General features: G+C 42.8%; 17 protein-coding genes and 1 other annotated feature. Of the genes, 15 read left to right on the top strand and 2 right to left on the bottom strand.

Features of this window, described 5'->3' with window-relative positions; genetic code table 11:
• Positions 1-122: 122 nt before the first annotated feature.
• The 3 genes from lonB (at position 123) to yihA (ending at position 4,864) form a co-directional block, all read left to right on the top strand.
• Positions 123-1,784, top strand: coding sequence for an ATP-dependent protease LonB (gene lonB / locus ACN6NB_RS12615; RefSeq protein ID WP_041086484.1), 1,662 nt, complete (start codon positions 123-125; stop codon positions 1,782-1,784).
• Positions 1,785-1,955: 171 nt separating this feature from the next.
• The gene (gene lon, locus ACN6NB_RS12610) at positions 1,956-4,280 is read left to right on the top strand and encodes an endopeptidase La (RefSeq protein ID WP_039180421.1); all 2,325 of its coding nucleotides are present in this window, start codon (positions 1,956-1,958) and stop codon (positions 4,278-4,280) included.
• Positions 4,277-4,864, top strand: coding sequence for a ribosome biogenesis GTP-binding protein YihA/YsxC (gene yihA / locus ACN6NB_RS12605; RefSeq protein ID WP_056768031.1), 588 nt, complete (start codon positions 4,277-4,279; stop codon positions 4,862-4,864). Before lon ends, yihA begins: the two co-directional genes overlap by 4 nt.
• Before the next feature lie 208 nt (positions 4,865-5,072).
• On the opposite strand, the gene ACN6NB_RS12600 is transcribed toward yihA, so the two are convergent.
• A complete protein-coding gene (locus ACN6NB_RS12600) occupies positions 5,073-5,558 on the bottom strand; it encodes a hypothetical protein (protein ID WP_034279808.1) in 486 nt (161 codons plus the stop codon).
• A gap of 242 nt (positions 5,559-5,800) precedes the next feature.
• Here ACN6NB_RS12600 and hemA point away from each other — a divergent pair, with 242 nt between their 5' ends.
• The 8 genes from hemA to ysxE all read left to right on the top strand — a co-directional run bounded on the left by hemA (position 5,801) and on the right by ysxE (position 14,758).
• Complete coding sequence (gene hemA / locus ACN6NB_RS12595) at positions 5,801-7,168, top strand: glutamyl-tRNA reductase (RefSeq protein ID WP_474253396.1); 1,368 nt, start codon at positions 5,801-5,803, stop codon at positions 7,166-7,168.
• 7 nt (positions 7,169-7,175) lie between these two features.
• Positions 7,176-8,006 (top strand): cytochrome c biogenesis protein, encoded by an 831-nt coding sequence (locus ACN6NB_RS12590; RefSeq protein ID WP_039180413.1) that lies wholly within the window; start codon positions 7,176-7,178, stop codon positions 8,004-8,006.
• Positions 8,007-8,043: 37 nt separating this feature from the next.
• Positions 8,044-8,976 (top strand): hydroxymethylbilane synthase, encoded by a 933-nt coding sequence (hemC, locus tag ACN6NB_RS12585; protein ID WP_144491357.1) that lies wholly within the window; start codon positions 8,044-8,046, stop codon positions 8,974-8,976.
• The gene (locus ACN6NB_RS12580; RefSeq protein WP_144491358.1) at positions 8,973-9,764 is read left to right on the top strand and encodes a uroporphyrinogen-III synthase; all 792 of its coding nucleotides are present in this window, start codon (positions 8,973-8,975) and stop codon (positions 9,762-9,764) included. The genes hemC and ACN6NB_RS12580 overlap by 4 nt, the downstream gene beginning before the upstream one ends.
• Positions 9,764-10,732, top strand: coding sequence for a porphobilinogen synthase (gene hemB / locus ACN6NB_RS12575; protein WP_029706177.1), 969 nt, complete (start codon positions 9,764-9,766; stop codon positions 10,730-10,732). Before ACN6NB_RS12580 ends, hemB begins: the two co-directional genes overlap by 1 nt.
• A 27-nt stretch (positions 10,733-10,759) precedes the next feature.
• Complete coding sequence (gene hemL, locus ACN6NB_RS12570; protein WP_039180405.1) at positions 10,760-12,052, top strand: glutamate-1-semialdehyde 2,1-aminomutase; 1,293 nt, start codon at positions 10,760-10,762, stop codon at positions 12,050-12,052.
• A gap of 332 nt (positions 12,053-12,384) precedes the next feature.
• On the top strand, positions 12,385-13,689 hold the full coding sequence (locus ACN6NB_RS12565; protein WP_474253374.1) for a LysM peptidoglycan-binding domain-containing protein: 1,305 nt from the start codon (positions 12,385-12,387) through the stop codon (positions 13,687-13,689).
• A gap of 37 nt (positions 13,690-13,726) precedes the next feature.
• On the top strand, positions 13,727-14,758 hold the full coding sequence (ysxE, locus tag ACN6NB_RS12560; protein WP_144491360.1) for a spore coat protein YsxE: 1,032 nt from the start codon (positions 13,727-13,729) through the stop codon (positions 14,756-14,758).
• A gap of 51 nt (positions 14,759-14,809) precedes the next feature.
• On the opposite strand, the gene ACN6NB_RS12555 is transcribed toward ysxE, so the two are convergent.
• A complete protein-coding gene (locus ACN6NB_RS12555; protein ID WP_003216497.1) occupies positions 14,810-14,998 on the bottom strand; it encodes a hypothetical protein in 189 nt (62 codons plus the stop codon).
• Between the two features lie 168 nt (positions 14,999-15,166).
• Positions 15,167-15,396, top strand: a binding site (T-box leader).
• Positions 15,397-15,455: 59 nt separating this feature from the next.
• Between ACN6NB_RS12555 and ACN6NB_RS12550 the strand changes: the two genes are divergently transcribed.
• From ACN6NB_RS12550 to ACN6NB_RS12535, 4 genes are all read left to right on the top strand, one after another.
• Positions 15,456-18,098, top strand: a complete 2,643-nt coding sequence (locus ACN6NB_RS12550; protein ID WP_041086475.1) for a valine--tRNA ligase — start codon at positions 15,456-15,458, stop codon at positions 18,096-18,098.
• A gap of 65 nt (positions 18,099-18,163) precedes the next feature.
• Entirely contained in the window at positions 18,164-19,468 is a 1,305-nt protein-coding gene (locus ACN6NB_RS12545; protein WP_474253373.1) for a bifunctional folylpolyglutamate synthase/dihydrofolate synthase, read from the top strand.
• A gap of 147 nt (positions 19,469-19,615) precedes the next feature.
• A complete protein-coding gene (locus ACN6NB_RS12540) occupies positions 19,616-20,347 on the top strand; it encodes a prepilin peptidase (RefSeq protein WP_144491362.1) in 732 nt (243 codons plus the stop codon).
• A gap of 156 nt (positions 20,348-20,503) precedes the next feature.
• A complete protein-coding gene (locus tag ACN6NB_RS12535; protein ID WP_144490378.1) occupies positions 20,504-21,520 on the top strand; it encodes an SPOR domain-containing protein in 1,017 nt (338 codons plus the stop codon).
• Positions 21,521-21,621 lie beyond the last annotated feature (101 nt).

The following is a 21,621-nucleotide window of genomic DNA, read 5'->3' as shown; positions in this document are numbered from 1 at the left end:
CTGAATCATTTTGATTCAGGAGTTTTTTATTTATCGTGGAAGACGTGTTTATTCCGTCCAGCTCTAGGAAATACTAGCAGACAGAAACCAATACATACGATAGATGAAGGAGGGAGCACCGATTGAGCTGGACAGGAATCGTATTATTTATACAGCTGTTCTTTGGTATCGTCATCGGGCTGTACTTTTGGAACTTACTGCGAAATCAGCGCACACAAAAGGTGACGATAGACAAAGAATCAAAGAAAGAAATGGAAGCACTCAGAAAGATGCGCTCAATCAAGCTGAGTGAGCCTTTATCAGAGAGAGTCCGGCCAAAGGGATTTCAAGATATTGTAGGGCAGGAAGACGGCATTCGTGCTCTAAAAGCGGCGCTTTGCGGACCAAATCCTCAGCATGTCATTGTCTACGGCCCCCCGGGAGTTGGAAAAACAGCAGCTGCCCGTCTTGTCATGGAAGAAGCGAAGCGTCATGCTGATTCACCGTTTAAGAAAGATGCGGTATTTGTGGAGCTCGATGCCACAACCGCAAGATTCGATGAACGGGGCATCGCAGACCCACTCATTGGTTCCGTGCATGACCCGATTTACCAAGGGGCGGGAGCGATGGGACAGGCAGGCATTCCGCAGCCAAAACAAGGAGCCGTTACGCATGCTCATGGCGGGGTTCTGTTTATTGATGAAATTGGCGAACTGCATCCGATCCAAATGAACAAAATGCTGAAAGTCCTTGAAGATCGGAAAGTATTTTTAGACAGTGCCTACTACAGTGAGGAAAACACCCAAATTCCGAATCACATCCACGATATTTTTCAGAATGGGCTTCCGGCTGATTTCCGGTTGATTGGTGCTACGACAAGAACACCTGAAGAAATTCCACCAGCCATTCGCTCAAGGTGTTTGGAAATTTTCTTTAAGGATCTTGACCAGCATGAACTGAAAATTGTTGCTGCTAAGGCTGTCCAAAAAATCCAAAAGGAATTAAGTGATGAAGGGCTGAACCTGTTAACCTCCTATGTGAAAAATGGCCGTGAAGCAGTCAATATGGTGCAGATCGCCGCTGGAATGGCCGTCACAGAAAACCGAAAAGACATCACGATCGAAGATGTCGAGTGGGTCATTCATTCAAGTCAGCTGACACCAAGATATGAACAAAAAGTACCGGAAAAGCCAAAAGTCGGGGTAGTGAATGGTCTGGCTGTCTACGGACCAAACAGCGGTGCCCTGCTTGAGATTGAAGTGAATATATGTAAGGCGCTTGAAAAAGGCAGTATCAACATTACAGGCATTGCAGAAGAAGAAAGCATTGGCAGTCAGTCTAAATCCATTAGACGAAAAAGTATGGCCAAAGGGTCTGTTGAAAATGTATTAACAGTGCTGAGAAACTTAGGCATACGGACAAATGAATATGACATCCATATTAATTTCCCAGGCGGTGCCCCGATTGATGGACCGTCTGCTGGGATTGCCATGGCGGCGGCGATTTTCTCTGCCATTCATCAAATCCCGATTGATCATCTGACAGCAATGACAGGTGAAATCGGATTGCAGGGTCAGGTGAAGCCGATCGGCGGTGTGATACCGAAGATTAAGGCGGCGAAACAAGCTGGTGCCACAACCGTGATTATTCCTTATGACAACCAGCAGTCGATCTTAAAAGAGATTGAAGGCGTCACCATTGTGCCTGTGAAGCACTTCCAAGAGGTGCTGGATCAGTGTTTGGTCAACCCGCCAGACGAGAAGAAAGATGGACTAGAAGAGGAAATGAAAAGAAAATCTGTTTAATCCCCATCACATATGGGGATTTTTTAGTGAAATAGATCTTTTTTTCTTTTTCAAGATAAAAAGAAAGGGTATACTACGGTAAGATCATCATTTCTCAAGTCTTTTACATTGTACAAGACTGAAACAGGTATATTATAATGATTCATACTAGTGACGGAGGTGTCAATCAACATGGCAGATGAAATCAAAAAGAATGTTCCGCTCCTCCCATTGCGAGGCTTGCTTGTTTATCCAACAATGGTCTTGCATTTGGACGTTGGACGCGAGAAGTCTGTTCAAGCATTAGAACAGGCGATGATGAACGATCATATGATTTTTCTAGCAACACAGCGGGAAATTTCAATAGATGAACCAGGTGAAGAGGAAATTTTCAAAGTCGGCACCTACACAAAAATTAAACAAATGCTGAAGCTGCCGAATGGAACGATTCGTGTACTCGTAGAGGGCTTAAATCGAGCGCAGATCGAATCATATGTGGAGCTTGAGGACTATACGTCCGTCGATATTAAAGAATTGGCAGAAGAAGATTTAAAGGACGCAGAAGCAGAAGCACTCATGCGCACTTTGTTAGATCACTTTGATCAGTACATAAAAATTTCAAAAAAAATCTCAGCTGAAACATATGCAACGGTGACGGATATTGAGGAACCGGGGAGAATGGCAGATATCGTTGCTTCTCACCTGCCGCTTAAATTAAAGGACAAACAAGAAGTACTGGAAACAGTGGATGTTAAAAAACGTCTGAACCGTGTCATCAGCTTAATCCACAATGAAAAAGAAGTGCTGGAGATTGAAAAGAAAATTGGTCAGCGCGTCAAACGTTCAATGGAACGAACGCAAAAAGAATATTATTTGCGTGAACAAATGAAAGCCATTCAAAAGGAGCTAGGTGACAAAGAAGGAAAAACGGGCGAAGTCAGTTCATTAATGTCTAAAATCGAAGAGTCCAGCATGCCGGATTCTGTTCGTGAAACGGCACTAAAAGAATTGAACCGTTATGAAAAAATTCCTTCAAGCTCTGCGGAGAGCTCTGTCATTCGAAATTATATTGATTGGCTGATCAATCTTCCATGGGGCATCTATACAGAAGATCGTCTAGATTTAAAGCTGGCAAGTGAGATTTTAGATGATGAGCATCATGGGCTGGAAAAGGTCAAAGAACGTGTGCTTGAATACCTTGCTGTACAAAAGCTGACCAATTCATTAAAAGGACCGATTCTTTGCTTAGCAGGACCTCCTGGGGTAGGGAAAACGTCACTTGCCAAATCGATTGCTAAATCACTTGACCGAAAGTTTATCCGTATCTCTCTTGGCGGTGTGCGTGATGAATCTGAGATTCGTGGACATAGAAGAACGTATGTAGGCGCGATGCCAGGCCGCATCATTCGCGGGATGAGCAAGGCAGGCACAATGAATCCGGTGTTTCTTTTAGATGAAATTGATAAGATGTCCTCTGATTTTAGAGGTGATCCGTCTTCTGCGATGCTTGAAGTGCTGGATCCAGAGCAAAATCACAACTTTAGCGATCACTATATTGAAGAGACATTTGATTTATCACAAGTGTTATTTATTGCCACTGCCAACAATTTAGCAACCATTCCGGGCCCACTTCGTGATAGAATGGAGATTATCACGATTGCAGGGTATACAGAGGTTGAAAAAGCAGAGATTGTGAAAGATCACCTTCTGCCGAAGCAGCTAAAGGAGCACGGATTAAAGAAAGGGAACTTGCAGCTTCGTGAAGCAGCGATTTATGATATGATCCGCTATTACACAAGAGAAGCAGGAGTCCGCGGGTTAGAGCGTCAGCTTGCGGCCATTTGCCGAAAAGCGGCAAGAGCGATTGTGGCTGAAGACCGAAAACGCATCACAGTGACGGAAAAGAACTTATCTGAATTCCTTGGAAAAAGACTTTACCGTTATGGTCAGGCTGAAACAACAGACCAAGTGGGGGTTGTTACAGGACTTGCGTATACGACAGTTGGCGGAGACACCCTATCAATTGAGGTATCACTCTCGCCTGGTAAAGGCAAGCTCTTGTTAACAGGTAAGCTTGGTGATGTCATGAGAGAATCTGCACAGGCGGCATTCAGTTATATTCGTTCCAAAGCAGATGAACTGAACATTGATCCTAATTTTAATGAAAAGCACGATATTCATATCCATGTTCCAGAGGGTGCGGTTCCAAAGGACGGGCCATCAGCTGGTATCACCATTGCGACGGCTCTTGTATCAGCACTCACAGGACGTCCTGTATCAAAAGAGGTTGGTATGACAGGAGAGATAACGTTAAGAGGAAGAGTGCTTCCAATTGGCGGACTAAAAGAAAAAGCATTAGGCGCACATCGTGCAGGATTGAAAACCATTATTCTTCCAAAGGACAATGAGAAGGATATTGATGATATTCCTGAAAGTGTGAGAGAAGGACTAACCTTTATTCCGGTCTCACATCTAGATGAGGTGCTTGAGAAAGCGTTGGTAGGAGAGGGAAGATGAAAGTAACAAAATCAGATATCGTCATTAGTGCGGTGAAACCAGAGCAGTACCCGAGCGGCGGACTGCCTGAAATCGCGCTTGCTGGACGATCAAATGTTGGAAAGTCCTCGTTCATCAACTCATTGATTAATCGTAAAAATTTAGCGCGTACGTCTTCTAAACCAGGTAAGACACAGACGCTTAATTTCTACATTATTAATGATATGCTCCATTTTGTGGACGTTCCGGGCTACGGCTTTGCCAAAGTATCAAAAACAGAGCGCGAAGCCTGGGGTAGAATGATCGAAACGTATATTACAATGCGTGAAGAATTAAAAGCAGTTGTCCAAATTGTGGATCTGCGCCATAAGCCATCAGTAGATGATGTGAACATGTATGAATTCCTTAAATATTACGGAGTTCCCGTGATCGTCATCGCTACAAAAGCGGATAAAATTCCAAAAGGCAAATGGGAAAAACATGCGAAAGTCGTCAAACAGACGCTCGACATTGACCCATCAGATGAACTCATCTTATTCTCTTCTGAAACAAAAAAGGGAAAAGATGAAGCCTGGAATGCGATCCTTGCGAAAGTAAACAGCTAAAAAAGCATCTGCGATGAGCAGATGCTTTTTTACATTAGTTTTCTTTTCAGCGTGAGATGAAAACCCTTGAAGTCTAGAAAGGACGAGTACTGGCGCGGAGCGAATTTGATATTCGTGAGCACCAGCACGCAGGACTGACACCGAATGCGAGGGTTTGTCTTCTCGCTGAAGGCATCTGCGATGAGCAGATGCTTTTTTATTGTATAAGTTATTTCCTTTTTAAAAATAATAAGAGGAGACTGACAGCAATCAGTACATAAGGCCAGTACAATTCAAAGCCGGAAGTAGGAATCGAAAGGGAACTTAGCTGTTTTGTAATTTGCTGAAAGAAATAAAGGAACAGACCGAGTGCGATCAGCACAACACTTTCAATACGATATTCTTTTTTCTGAGATGATTTCACAAAGAGTGCAAGTCCTACGATGAATACAATCATCGTAAATGTGTCTGGCCAGTGGTCCAATTTAGGCTGAAGAATAAAGTGTAGCGAAAGGCCTGTCATAAGCATACCGATAAACACATGAGCGCTTTCTTGCTCCTTCTTTCCTTGATATAAAAAAGCGAGTCCAAAAAGCAGTACAAGTGTATACCATTTCTCTTGATCCTTCCAAATGTCAAATTGACCTCCTGAGAGAATGGCATATAGCGCTACAGCCAGTAAAGTAAGCGGCAGCAAAATGGATTTCTTCTTCAAAGATGTCACCTTCTTTTAAGCAGATCATTTGTCCGCACGCGCCAAATCTGGTAAATTGCTTGAAGTGATGATATGGCATAAACGGTGTCGAACATTTTTCTACTATATCACAACATTTTTGAAATCTGTTCACAATTTTTATCCAGTTAAAAATGAATATATGTTATAATCATTATAAATAATAAATTCTATATTGTAATTATTATAAATTAGACAGGGCGTTGGGGGTGCAAGCTGAAGTTATGCATATTCTTGTTGTGGGTTTAGATTATAAAACAGCCCCTGTTGAGATACGGGAACAGCTGAGCTTTGAACCGAGTGAGCTCGGAACAGCGATGTCCAAGCTTAAAGAAGAAAAAAGCATTCTAGAGAATATCGTCATCTCAACATGTAATCGAACAGAGATCTACGCAGTAGTAGATCAGCTTCATACTGGACGGTTTTATATAAAAAGATTTTTAGCCGATTGGTTCGGTTTAGAAAAAGAAGATGTCTCTCCTTATTTGAAGTTCTATGAAAACGATGGAGCGGTTGAGCATTTATTCCGTGTGGCCTGTGGACTTGATTCCATGGTCATTGGTGAAACGCAAATACTCGGTCAAGTACGCTCAAGCTTTAAAGTAGCTCAAGAGGAGAAGACCATTGGTACCGTTTTCAATTATTTATTTAAACAGGCGGTCACTGTTGCAAAACGCTCTCATGCGGAAACGGATATTGCGTCTAATGCCGTATCTGTCAGCTATGCAGCTGTTGAGCTTGCCAAAAAAATCTTTGGACGTCTTTCTGATAAGCATGTCCTGATTCTTGGCGCGGGCAAAATGGGCGAACTGGCGGCTCAAAACCTTCAAGGGCAAGGAATTGGCCAAGTAACGGTCATCAACCGAACGTTTGAGAAGGCAAAGGAATTGGCCGGTCGTTTTTCAGGAGAGCCTAAGAGCTTAAACCAATTAGAAAAAACATTATCCGAAGCGGACATTTTAATCAGCTCAACGGGTGCGAAACAATTTGTCATTACAAAAGAAATGGTCGAAAGTGCGAATAAAAAGCGGAAGGGCAGACCTCTATTTATGGTAGATATTGCTGTACCCCGTGATTTAGATCCAGCCATTTCTGAAGTAGAAGGTGCTTTTTTGTATGACATTGATGACCTTGAAGGCATCGTGGCTGCTAACTTAAAAGAGCGCCGTGCAGTGGCTGAGCAGGTTGAGCTCCTGATTGAAGCAGAAATTGTAGAATTTAAGCAATGGCTGAATACGTTAGGTGTTGTTCCAGTCATTTCTGCACTTAGAGAAAAGGCACTCACAATTCAAGCCGATACGATGCAGAGTATTGAGCGGAAGCTTCCAAACCTCACAAACCGTGAAATGAAGCTGTTAAATAAACATACGAAAAGCATCATCAACCAAATGCTGAAAGATCCTATCTTGAAGGCAAAAGAAATTGCCGCGGAGCCAAATGCAGAGGAGAAACTTTTACTCTTTAAAGAAATCTTTGATTTACAGGTTGAAGATGAAGAGAAAAAGGTCGAACCTGTACAGGTGGAGCAAGGGGCATTTCAGTTGTTCAAATCAAATATGGCACAAGGCTTTGCTACAGTTGCCAGTGAGTGATTAAGCGATGATGGAATCCATTGTAGCGAGACTCAATGAAGCAACGATCTTAATCTATGCACTAAGTGTCTTGTTCTATTTCATAGATTTTCTTCAACACAACCGGAAGGCTGGAAAAATGGCTTTCTGGTTGCTTTCTATTGTCTGGCTGCTGCAAACAGTCTACATGTTCTATATTATGATGGAAACAGACCGATTCCCTGTGTTGAATGTAGCAGAGGGGTTATATTTTTATACGTGGGTGCTTGTGACACTTTCTCTTGTGCTCACAAAAATATTGCGCGTTGAATTTATTGTGTTTTTTACAAATGTGATCGGTTTTTCCATGATGGCGATTCATACCTTTACACCATCTGACCTCCATTCAGCAGAACTAACGGGGAAGCTGACGAGTGAACTGCTCGTGATTCATATTACGATGGCGATTTTATCCTACGGTGCCTTTTCACTTTCATTTGCATTTTCACTGCTTTATCTCTTTCAATATCGTTTGCTGAAAAAGAAAAAATGGGGAAAATGGCTTTTGAGAATTGAAGACTTATCAAAGCTGGATCATATGGCATACGTATTAAACATTATTGGTGTGCCAATGCTTTTGCTTAGTTTAATTCTTGGCATCATTTGGGCATATATCTCGTATGATACGTTGTACTGGACAGATGCAAAGGTGCTTGGTTCGTTTATTATGCTGTTTTTATATGGCTTTTACTTATATATCAGATTGGTGAGAAATATGCAGGGCAAAATCGTGGCATTTTGGAATGTCGCTTCATTCCTTGTGCTGATGATCAATTATTTTCTGCTTGGTAGCTTATCAACCTTTCATTGGTTTCAATAATGATGAGTCTTAAAGGCATTGTCGGGAGGAAGACGTATTGCGTACAATTAAAGTAGGTTCTAGACGAAGTAAGCTGGCAATTACACAAACAAAATGGGTCATTCAAAAGCTGTCTGAACTAAACCCTTCTTATTCTTTTGAAATAAAAGAAATTGTGACAAAGGGTGATCAAATTTTAGATGTGACCTTATCTAAGGTTGGCGGAAAAGGACTGTTTGTTAAAGAGATTGAGCAGGCGATGCTGAATCATGATATTGATATGGCGGTGCACAGCATGAAGGATATGCCGGCTGCTCTTCCGGAAGGTTTAGTGATTGGCTGTATTCCTGAGCGTGAAGATGTGCGGGATGCCCTTATTTCGAAGGATCATCTGAGTCTCAGCGAACTGCCTAAGGGTGCAATTGTGGGAACGAGCAGCTTACGGCGCAGCGCACAGCTTCTTCAGGAAAGACCAGATCTTGAGATTAAATGGATTCGAGGAAACATTGATACGAGATTGGAAAAACTGAAAAATGAAGAGTATGATGCCATTATTCTAGCGGCTGCCGGATTGTCTAGAATGGGATGGAGCAAAGAGGTTGTGTCGGAATTTTTATCTCCTGAGACGTGCCTTCCAGCCGTTGGACAAGGCGCGCTATCGATTGAGTGCCGCGGGGATGATGAAGAGCTGTTGCAGCTTCTCGCCCAATTTACGAATGAATATACGAAGAAAACGGTCCTCGCAGAAAGAGCCTTCCTCAAACAAATGGATGGAAGCTGTCAGGTGCCGATCGCCGGCTATGCAACGATGAATGAGCATAATGAAATTGAACTAACAGGTCTTGTTGCATCTGCTGATGGGCACACAATTATTCGAGAAACCGTCACAGGCACTGACCCTGAAGCAATTGGAACAGCGTGTGCGAAGCAGATGGCCGATAAGGGAGCAAAGGATTTGATCGACAAGGTGAAAAAGGGTCTGTCTCAATGAGCATAGGCAAATCGCTTCACGGACAGACGGTGCTTGTCACTCGAAATGAACGTCAAGCGGGCGTGTTTCAGCAAAAGATTGAAGCGCTGAACGGCCATGCGGTTTTAACCTCTCTTATTCGGTTTGAGCCTACGCTCACAAAAGAAAAAGCGCAGGACTTTTTAAAGGACTTAGAAAATAGCCAATGGCTTGTTTTCACGAGTGTGAATGGTGCGTCTTTTTTTCTGAACTACATAAAAGACCATCATTTCCATAAGAGCTTATCCCATTTAAAAGTAGCTGCTGTAGGAGAGAAAACCTCTGCCTATCTTGAGCAGCACGGCTTGAAGGTGGATGTTGTGCCAGAACGATTTATAGCGGAAGAGCTGGCGGATGCATTACTTGACCATGTACGCCCAGGAGATCGTGTGTTTGTAGCAAAAGGGCATCTATCACGAGATGTGGTGAAAGAGACCCTTGTTGCGCTCGGGATTGAGGTAAAAGAATGGATTTTATATGAAACAGTCAAGGATGAGGAAGGAATTGCTGCTCTTAAATCGGCAATGACGAAGCAATCATTTGATTTTATTACATTTACGAGCTCATCCACTGTTCATTCTTTTATGCATGTAATGGAAGCAGATGCAGCGAAGCTTGCTGCATCTGACACCTGTTTTGTGACGATCGGTCCTCTGACAAAAGAGGCACTGCTTCAATACGGGATTTCTTCTGAAACCCCATATACTTATACGATAGACGGAATGCTTGATTTGATGTGCCGTTTATCTGAAAGGAAGTTGAACCATTGATGAAATTTAACAGACACCGCAGATTGCGGACAAGCGCAGGAATGAGAGAATTAGTCAGAGAAACCTTTTTAAGACCATCTGATTTCATTTATCCGATCTTTTTTGTAGAGGGAGAAAATGTCCGAAAAGAAGTCTCTTCAATGCCAGGTGTGTATCATATTTCTGTAGATCTTGTGAAAGAAGAAGTCCAAGAGCTTGTTGATCTCGGCATCAAATCGATCATTGTATTTGGTGTGCCAGATCATAAAGATCATGTAGGCAGTGAGGCGTATCACGATCATGGCATTGTTCAAAGAGCAACGCTTGAGATCAAAAAGCATTTCCCAGAGCTCGTGGTCATTGCAGACACTTGCTTATGCCAATATACAGATCACGGACATTGCGGAATTGTTGAAGATGGAGAAATTTTAAATGATGAATCTCTTCAGCTACTAGCGAAAACGGCTGTCAGCCAAGCGCGTGCAGGTGCAGATATCATCGCGCCTTCAAATATGATGGACGGATTTGTTGTCGCCATTCGTGAGGCACTGGATGAAGCAGGCTTTATTCATGTACCAGTCATGTCTTATGCCGTGAAATATGCAAGTGCTTTTTACGGTCCGTTCCGTGATGCGGCACATAGTACACCGCAGTTTGGAGATCGTAAAACATATCAAATGGACCCTGCAAACCGTTTAGAGGCTCTAAGAGAAGCGCAATCTGATGTAGAAGAGGGAGCTGACTTCTTGATTGTCAAACCATCTCTTTCTTACTTAGACATTATGCGTGATGTGAAAAATGAATTTACACTCCCTGTTGTTGCTTACAATGTGAGCGGAGAGTATGCAATGGTGAAAGCGGCTGCTCAAAACGGCTGGATTTCTGAAAAAGAGCTTGTTCTAGAAATGCTGACAAGCATGAAACGTGCAGGAGCAGAACTCATCATTACGTATCATGCAAAAGATGCAGCAAAATGGCTCTCGGAATAAAGAACGGATAGACAGGAGGACATTGAAATGGGACGTAGCTATGAAAAATCAAAACAAGCATTTGAAGAAGCACAGCATTTAATGCCTGGTGGTGTCAACAGCCCTGTACGTGCATTTAAATCAGTCAACACAGACCCGATTTTTATGGAACGAGGCAAAGGTGCCAAGATCTATGATATTGATGGAAATGAATACATCGATTATGTCTTATCCTGGGGACCGCTGATTTTAGGACATACGAATGATCGTGTCGTTGAAAGCATTCAGCGAGTAGCGGAAAATGGGACAAGCTTCGGTGCTTCTACGTTAGTTGAAAATGAATTAGCTAAACTTGTATCAGAGCGGGTCCCTTCCATCGAAGTTATTCGCATGGTCAGCTCTGGTACAGAGGCGACGATGAGTGCACTTCGTCTAGCTCGCGGTTTTACAGGCAGAAATAAAATTGTGAAATTTGAAGGTTGCTATCATGGCCACGGTGATTCTTTGCTCATTAAAGCAGGTTCTGGAGTGGCAACGCTTGGACTCCCGGATAGTCCTGGTGTTCCTGAAGGGACTGCAAGCAACACGATCACAGTGCCGTACAATGATTTAGAAAGCATTCAAGTTGCTTTTCAAGAATTTGGCGACGATATCGCTGGTGTCATTGTAGAGCCGGTCGCAGGAAATATGGGGGTTGTCCCTCCGCAAGAAGGTTTCTTGCAAGGGCTGAGAGACATTACGGAACAATATGGATCATTACTCATTTTTGATGAGGTCATGACAGGCTTCCGTGTGGATTATCACTGCGCGCAAGGTTATTTTGGCATCACACCTGATCTGACGTGTCTTGGTAAAGTCATTGGAGGCGGTCTTCCGGTCGGTGCTTATGGCGGAAGAGCGGATATTATGAGACAAATTGCGCCAAGTGGTCCAATTTATCAAGCAGGAACGTTATCTGGTAACCCTCTTGCGATGACAGCAGGCTTAGAAACTCTAAAACAGCTGACACCTGAGTCTTATGAAGAGTTTAAACGAAAAGGTGACCGTTTAGAAGAAGGTATTTCGAAAGCAGCAAAAGCATACGGAATTCCATTAACGTTTAACCGTGCAGGTTCCATGATCGGATTCTTCTTTACAAATGAAGAAGTGATCAATTATGACAAAGCGAAAACAGCTGATCTCGCTTTATTTGCTGAATTTTACAAGGAAATGGCCGATCACGGCATTTTCCTCCCGCCATCTCAATTTGAAGGACTATTCCTGTCAACAGCTCATACAGATGAAGACATCGAATATACAATTGAGACAGTGGAAAAGGTTTTTCAAAAACTACGTCGATAAAACAAAAGCCGATATGGAGACATATCGGCTTTAGATTGTTGACAAAGGCTAAAATGATCTTGATTTTAGCCCTTTGTCTTTTTTCAGCGTGATAGAAAACCTTTGCAGTCTAGGAAAGACGAGCAGCGGAGCGGAGCGAATTTGACATTCGTGAGCACCGGAGCGCAGGACTGACAACGAATGCGAGGGTTTGTCTACACGCTGAGCCGATATGGAGACATATCGGCTTTTTGCGTTGGAGAAAACCAATCATATTTTCACTTCCTCCCACATACAACTGTATTGACATCTAATTTTATTTTTTAAGGATTAGATGAAAGGAGGACACCGACTTGTCTCAAAATAATCGATTACAGTTTTCGGTAGAAGAATCCATTTATTTCAAAAGCGGACAGGAAGTCAGTGAGCTGCTGTCAATTTCTCTCGACCCTGACATTCTCGTTCAAGAAGTGAATGATTATGTTTCCATTAGAGGTTCACTCGAGCTAACAGGAGAATACAACATAAATCAAGAGGAGCTATTGGGTGAATTGAGTTCCTTTCCAACATACAGGGAAGCAGATGAGGTAAAGGTAAGAGAAGACGGAACGGCGGAGCTTCTGCATCAATTTCCAGTCGATATCACCATTCCGAAGAACAAAATTAGTCATTTAAATGATGTGTTTGTGTTTATTGATGCGTTTGATTACCAGCTGACAGAGAATCGTTTGCTTACCATTCAGGCTGATTTAGCCATTGAGGGCTTGTTAGACGAGGAAACGCCTCAAGCGCCTGTAGAGGAGCCGTATGAATTTGTCCATCGTCCTGAAGAGGATTATGGCGATATGGCTTACGATTATCAGTTGCAGCCGGAACAAGAAGAACAAAAAGAGCTGCAAGGCGAAGAACATGAGGATGATGAGAAGCAGCCTGTATTCCAACATGACACGCGCGCCGAGCAAGAGGAGCAGGAAGATCAAGAAGAAGAGGAAGAAGAAATTGAGATAGAACTGGTGAACAGGGAAGTAGAGGAAGTGTCCGAAGAACCGGAAGAACCAGAAGAACAAGAAGAGGCGGAACAGCCGAATAACCAAGAAGAAGCTGTGGCGCTTGGCTATCGATCCATCCCTGAAGCTCACGTGCAGGAACCGCCATTTTTTGAACCGCCTAAGCTTTTAGAAGAAGAGGAGCGGGAGGATACATTCTTTGAAGTGGAAGTGAGAAAAGATCCGGAAGCTGCAGAAGAGCAGGAAGAAACGGTACAGTCGTATCCGGCATTTGAAGCACCTGCTTATCAAGTGGAATCTGAGCAAGAGGAGCATGATGACGAATATCAGCTCGGGCGGTTATATGAACGGGAAGCACCTAAAATATATGAGTCAGCTCAAGAAGAAGAGGAGCTTGAAGAAGACGTGAGAGAAACGTCTGGCAGTGAGAACTCTCTTTATTTAACAAAGCTGTTCGCTAAGCAGGAGGAGGAAGATTTTTCTCGCATGAAAATATGTATAGTTCAGCAAGAAGATACGGTCGATCGTATTTGTGAGAGATATCAATTGAATGTGCAGCAGCTTCTTCGCACAAACTCATTATCGATTGATGCGGAGCTTGAGGAAGGGCAGATTCTTTATATTCCTGAATATCAAAAAAGCAACGCATAGCAAGCGATGACTGACCGAGAAAATGTGGTGAGTGAACGTGGATGAAATCCAATCTGTCTTATACGAATACGGACTTGAGGCTGAATATATTGAACCTGTCAGTCCTGTTGTCATCAAGGTATATACAAAGCAGGGTGTATTTGCCCTGAAGCAAGTAAAAGCCAGCCGGCATATGCAATTTACAGAACAAATGCTTGAACTAGAATCAAAGGGCTATCGCTCCTTTGTTCCGATTTATCGGACGAAGAGCGGTTCCTTTTTCTCAAGTCATCGGGAAAGCCAGTATGCATACTATCTGATGCCGTGGCTGACGAATGAAAAGAGAGAAGAGCAGGACGATAAGCACGAATATTTATTTCAAGAGATTGCAAGACTTCATAAGCGGACTGAAGTCATGATGGATATCACAGAGCAAGAGATAGAAGCGCATTACACCCAAATCAAGACCAAATGGGAAACAGAGAAAGACATGTATGAACGATTCATAGAGCGGGCAGAACAAACGTGGTATATGTCGCCATTTGAGCTGGCCGCTGCTATGTATTTTTCAGAGGCGATGTCTGCCAGCGAATTTGCGCTTGAGCGTTTAGAAGATTGGCATGAAGAAATGAAAGACAAAGAGACAACGCGTGTTGTGCTAAATCATGGACAGCTATCGATCCATCATTTTTTGTATAATGATGTAGGAACAGGACATTTCACCAATTTCGAGCGGTCTAAAAAAGCCGCCCCCATCTATGATCTTCTGACCTATTACTTTCGAACATTCAAAACCTATCCCACGTCTTGTCCTGAATGCACTTCTTTGTTTTATACGTATCAAAAAGGAAACCCTCTTCGGGAGGAAGAACTGCATTTGTTCCTAAGCTACCTTGCTTATCCGCAAGGGCTGTTTGATACAGTAAAAGCCTATGAAGCAGGCGAGCAGGATGAAATGGAAAGCTGTCAGCAGCTGTTAAGAGCGTATTGGCAGATGAAAAATTCTGAGCCGACCGTCATGAAGATTCATGAGATTGAGCAGGCTAGACGGCTTGAAGAAGAACAAAGTGCCTCGTCATCAGCGGAATGACGAGGTTATGCTGCGTTGGCTTTATATGGGCAGGTACATAAGCATGAGTTTTTAAAACCAATCAAGATGAAAGGCACAGGCGAGAAAAATAAGAATACCTAGAATGAGGACGTCAAATGTTGTAGGGAAAATGATCGTACGAAATCCTTGAAATATAGCAATCGGGAGAACGACTTGGGAGGCAACTGCCCGAATTTGTCTCAGCCAGGGGGGGAGTGTGTAAGGATTGATCTTCTTCAAATCAAACGCCCTCCTTCTTCATTTTGTTATTATCATATGGGCAAAAGGGCGAAGGGTGCCTGCCCAATTTGTATAAAGAAGAAGAAAAGCGGAAAAGATGATTGACGAAAACAAAAGGCATTTAGTAATATTAATAAAAGATGAGTATGTGCTGATGAACGTGATATATCGTAAGCGTGGATCAGGAAGAGTACGAGCAAGACCCTAAAGAGAGGGAAGCCAAGAGCTGAGAGGTTTCCTAGGATGTACTTGTTTGGAAGGTCGCCTGTGAGCTTAATTTCTTGAATGAACAAGTAGAGAAATTCGGGAGAACCCCGTTATCCTTTAGAGTGTATGGGACACGTGTATGTGTCTCGTGAAAAAAGGTGGTACCGCGAAAAAGCTTTTTCGTCCTTTTATAAGGATGGAAAGGCTTTTTTTATGTTTCATCAGCAGAAAAAATGTGGAGGTTACACAAATGGGAACAAATAATCAAGAAATGCCAACAAAGTACGATCCTAATGCGATTGAAAAAGACCGCTATACGTACTGGCTTGAAGGGAAATTCTTCGAAGCACAAAATGACAAAACGAAAGATCCATATACAGTCGTCATTCCTCCACCAAACGTGACAGGAAAACTGCACCTTGGGCATGCATGGGACTCTACACTCCAAGACATCGTGACACGTATGAAACGGATGCAGGGCTATGACGTTCTTTGGCTTCCAGGTATGGACCATGCCGGTATTGCGACTCAAGCAAAAGTCGAGGCAAAGCTTCGCGAAGAAGGCGTAAGCCGGTATGACCTTGGCCGAGAGAAATTTGTGGAAGAAACGTGGAAGTGGAAAGAAGAATATGCAGATTTTATTCGCAGCCAGTGGGCGAAAATGGGTCTTGGTCTCGATTACTCCCGTGAACGTTTTACTTTAGATGAAGGTCTGAATAAAGCCGTTCGCCAAGTGTTTGTTCAATTGTACGAAAAAGGGCTTATTTATCGCGGAGAGTACATCATTAACTGGGATCCAGCAACGAAAACGGCACTTTCTGATATTGAAGTGATTTATAAGGATGTTCAAGGTGCGTTTTATCACTTGAGATATCCGCTTTCAGATGGCACGGGTTCAATTGAAATTGCGACAACAAGACCTGAAACAATGCTGGGAGATACAGCCGTAGCCGTACACCCTGATGACGAGCGCTATCAGCATCTAATTGGAAAAACAGTGGTTTTACCAATTACAGGCCGTGAGATTCCAATCGTCGGTGATGACTATGTTGATATGGAGTTTGGTTCAGGTGCTGTGAAAATTACACCTGCTCATGACCCGAATGACTTTGAGCTTGGAAACCGCCACGGGCTAGAGCGTATTCTTGTCATGAATGAAGATGGCACAATGAATGCGAATGCCCTGCAATATAAAGGAATGGACCGTTTTGAATGCCGCAAACAGCTTGTGAAGGATTTACAAGAAGAAGGCATTTTGTTCAAAATTGAGGACCACATGCATTCAGTTGGTCATAGTGAGCGAAGTGGAGCTGTCGTTGAACCGTATTTATCAACACAATGGTTTGTGAAAATGCAGCCGCTGGCAGACGAAGCCATTCATCTGCAAAAAGGTGACGACCAAGTTCAATTTGTTCCAGACCGATTTGAAAAGACATATTTACATTGGATGGAAAATATCCGTGACTGGTGTATTTCTCGTCAGCTATGGTGGGGACACCGTATTCCGGCTTGGTATCATAAAGAAACGAAAGAAGTATACGTTGGACTTGAAGCTCCAGAAGATATTGAGAACTGGGAACAGGATAACGATGTACTTGATACATGGTTCAGTTCAGCGCTTTGGCCGTTTTCTACAATGGGCTGGCCGGATGCAGACAGTGAAGACTTCAAGCGCTACTATCCAACCAATCTGCTTGTAACTGGCTATGACATTATTTTCTTCTGGGTATCCCGCATGATCTTCCAAGGTCTTGAATTCACAGGAGAAAAACCGTTTAAAGATGTCCTCATTCATGGGCTTATCCGCGACGAACAAGGGCGTAAAATGAGTAAGTCGCTCGGCAACGGAATTGATCCAATGGAGGTCATCGACAAGTACGGTGCGGATTCATTAAGATATTTCTTAGCGACTGGAAGCTCACCAGGTCAGGATCTTCGTTTTAGTTTTGAAAAGGTTGAATCCACTTGGAACTTTGCGAACAAAATTTGGAACGCATCCCGTTTTGCTTTAATGAATATGGATGGTTTAACGTATGATGAGCTTGATTTAACAGGAGAAAAATCAGTTGCTGACCAATGGATTTTAACACGCTTAAATGAAACAATTGAAAGTGTCACACAGCTTGCTGACAAGTATGAATTCGGTGAAGTGGGCAGACATTTATACAACTTCATTTGGGATGATTTCTGTGATTGGTACATTGAAATGGCGAAACTTCCGCTTTATGGAGAAGACGAAGCAGCGAAGAAAACGACTCGTTCGATCCTTGCGTATGTATTAGATCAAACGATGAGACTTTTACATCCGTTTATGCCGTTCTTAACAGAAGAAATCTGGCAGCATCTACCGCATGAAGGTGAGTCCATTACTGTTGCGGCATGGCCTGAAGTGAAGCCGGAGCTTTCCAACGAACAAGCTTCTGCTGATATGAAGCTGCTTGTGGAACTCATTCGCTCTGTTCGTAACATTCGCAGTGAAGTGAACACGCCAATGAGCAAACAAGTTGAACTTTACATTAAAGCCTCTACATCTGATGTGCAGGAACGCTTAGAGAAAAACCGTTCATATATTGAGCGCTTCACGAACCCAAGTGTTCTTGAAATTGGCACGGATATCCCAGCAAGTGATAAAGCGATGACGGCTGTTATTTCTGGAGCAGAACTCATTCTGCCGCTTGAGGGCTTAATCAACTTAGATGAAGAAATTGCTCGTCTGCAAAAAGAGCTTGATAAGCTGACAAAAGAAGTGGAACGAGTACAGAAAAAGCTTGGCAACGAAGGCTTTATGAAAAAAGCGCCTGAAAGTGTCGTAGAAGAAGAGCGTGCGAAAGAACGTGATTATGTCGCAAAACGCGAGGCTGTTCAAAAGCGTATTGAAGAGCTGAAAGCATAAGGTTGAAAAGACGGCTCCTAATGAAATGGAGTCGTCTTTTTTGAAAATTTCGTATGAAATGAGAGATGACATTGTTTACAACCTATCATGAAGCCATTGATTGGATTCACAGCAGACTGGCCTTTGGTGTAAAACCGGGTCTTGAAAGAATGAAATGGCTGATGAACAGACTAGGAAATCCGGAACAAAGCATAAAAGCAGTACATGTTGCAGGTACAAATGGTAAAGGATCAACCATTGCGTTTACGCGTTCTGTTTTGCAGGCAGCCGGCTATTCGGTCGGAACTTTCACCTCTCCGTTTATACTAACGTTCAATGAAAGAATCAGCGTGAATGGAGTGCCTATAGAAGATGAAGAATGGTTGAGTTTGGTGAATGAAATCAAGCCTTTTGTTGACGAATTAGATCAAACAGAGCTTGGCGCAACTACAGAATTTGAAATCATTACAGCATGTGCATTTGCTTATTTTGCTCATGTGCACCAAGTAGACTTTGTCCTCTTGGAAACAGGGCTTGGGGGAAGACTTGATTCTACAAATATTGCTGTTCCTATTTTAACAGCGATTACGTCGATTGGTCATGATCATATGGCCATTTTAGGTGACACACTTGAACAAATTGCAGCTGAAAAAGCGGGTATTATCAAAGAGGGTATTCCAATGATCACGGCAGTTCACCAGCCTGAAGCTCTTGCTGTCATTCAAAACACAGCAAAAGAAAAGAATGCTGAATGTATTTCATTACATGATACTTGTAGCTTTGATGAGCAGCAGCCGACAGAAACAGGTGAACGTTTCACGTTACGCACATCAAAAAAGCAGTATCCGCAGCTTGAAACAGGATTAATCGGAACGCATCAAAGGCAAAATGCTTCCCTTGCTGTTTTACTCATTGAATGGCTGGAGCAAGAAGGCTATATTAGTGTGACAGAAGAGCAAATATATGAGGGCATTCGGCAGGCAGCTTGGGCTGGGAGATTTGAAAAAGTCAAAGATCATCCTCCAGTGTATTTAGACGGCGCTCATAATGAAGAAGGGATCGACCGTTTAATTGAAAGTGTACAAGCTCATTTTTCTAGTAAACAGGTGCATATATGTTTTAGTGCTTTAAAAGATAAGCCGTACAAGCAAATGATTCAAAAGCTTGAAGCTGTCAGTTCTTCTATCCATTTTGTTTCATTTGATTTTCCAAGAGCCGAATCAGCTGAAAAGCTTTATGTATGCAGTCAGTTAGACGCAAAATCGTATGATGATGACCCTCGTACAGTGCTTGAGTTCATTCAGAAAAAAAGTGATGATCCTTCAGCGGTGATCATTGTGACAGGCTCTCTTTATTTTATTTCAGATATACGAAATCGTATGATCAGGTAACACAAAAACGCAAATGGCTTCAATGCCATTTGTGTTTTTTTCTTTTGATATACAGATGGAAAGTAAAATCATATTTTCGCTATGTGCTCAATGAATACGATCGTGATAAAATCCGGTCTATCTTATTCTCGGAAGGGGTCACGATATATGATAGGCATTTTTGTGTTTCTTGCAGGCGTCACCATGGGGTCGTTCTTTCATCTAGTTGGTGAAAGGCTGCCGCTTAAGCGATCTATTCTTCTTCCTCGTTCTCACTGCACAGTCTGTAAACAGCCGCTTTCCCTGCACGAGATGATCCCGCTCGTTTCGTATGCGTTATTGAGGGGAACTTGTAAGCATTGCGGCACTCGGCTGTCTTTGTTATATCCACTGGTTGAGCTGCTGTCAGGCAGTCTTTTTTTGCTCATGTATAGAATCGCTGGTATTTCGTTTGAAGGTCTTTTTCTTGTGATTCTTTGTAGTTTATTTGTGATTGCTGTCGTGAGTGATCTCCTTTATATGAGGGTGCCAAACGAGCTGTTTCTCTTCTTTTTCCCTCTTTTCGTCATATACCGCACGCTTGAACCTCTTCTAATTTGGTGGGAAGGAGCGTCTTCGCTTCTTTTTTGCTTTCTCATGTTTTATAGTTTAGAACGTTTCAAGCCAAATAGCATAGGCGGAGCTGATATGAAGCTGTTCGGTGTTCTTGCGTTTTGCTTTGGCTTCAAGCCATTCCTTCTCATTCTTTTCCTCTCGTGTATCGCTGGAATCGCCTATGCGAAGGTTTTTTCTTTTCGATTAGATGAACCATTTCCCTTTGTTCCTGCGATCTCTTTTTCTTTTTGGCTGTATCTCTATGGAGCTCATGTCATGCTCCCATTCGCAGGGTCGACCGGTTGAAAAAATTGGCGAACACTTTTTTTCCCTGCCGACAAAAGTCTTGTTCTTTTTTTTTTCCGCTATGTTAAAGTGTGAAACAGAAAGAAGGACGGGTACATTCGCGCTGATTCATTGGACAAAAAGGTCTTTCTTACAAACAATGTCAGAAAGCGGGGAATGACAGTGAAAAAAAGGCAGGCAAAAAAACAAGGGTTAAAAGTCAATATTAATGGCAAAGAAGAAATGCTTCATGAAGATGACCACCAGCCGCCAAAACAGCAAGAGGATGATCAAGTGACGTTTTCGAATTGGGAGGAAAAAAGGCAGTCAGAACAGGAGACAGCTGCATCTGAGGAAGAACCGGCTAAACCGAAAGAAGAAGACTTCCAGTGGGATGATGCAGCTGATCATATTTATCATTCTGATCCAAAGGTCGTCACACCTTATCAAAAGAAAAAAGGCTCCTTTGATCAGAAGTTCGGTAAAAACCGCGGCCCGTTTAAGAGAGTGATGACAACGATTGTGTTTGCAGTGGTTCTTGGGACAGGCCTTGGTGTGTTTGCACTTAGCTTAAGCCAAGATGGTACTCAGAATCCATCAGGAGGAGATATCAGCGTTTCAGCGTCCGGAAATCAATCATCGATGAAAGCAGGCGGTGATGCGCCGCCAACAGATACTGCTGATGGATCAAAAGAGAATAAAAATGAAAAAAGCGCCTCTGGCCATTTTTCAACCTATGTCGTACAGGCTGGAAAGTTTTCCTCTGAAAAAGGAGCAGATGAATTAGTTGGCAGTTTAAAAGAAGCAGGGTATGCGGGAAAAAAGATCTCAATGGATGATGGCTATTATGTCATTGCTGGGCTGGCGACAGAACAGGGTATGACAAGTGCTGTTGGGAAGAAGCTGATTGATCAGCACTTTGAGGCATGGGGAGGCAAGGAGCTCTCATTTCAAGTACCGGATGAGCTGACTAGTTTAATAGAAAAGGCATCTCTATTATCCTCTAAGGTCATTGCAGGAGATGATGTAGATCAAAAGGACGTTACGCAGCTGATCTCTGAGCTTGAAAGTGCCAAAACAACGGACGCACCAGCTAAAAGCAGTTTGCTGAAAGCGGTACAACTGTTAAATGAACCTACTGCTGAAAACGCGTGGAAATCTCAGCAGGCACTGCTTGATCAATTAAATACGTAAAATCATATTTTAAGAAACCAAACTAGTCAAAAAATGACTAGTTTTTTTCTTTTTCATCCAACATAATGATGAAGGAACATGAAAAATGAATTTTCGTAAAT

The organism is Bacillus sp. 11B20 (assembly GCF_056098985.1).
This window is presented reverse-complemented; position numbering and strand designations above follow the sequence as displayed.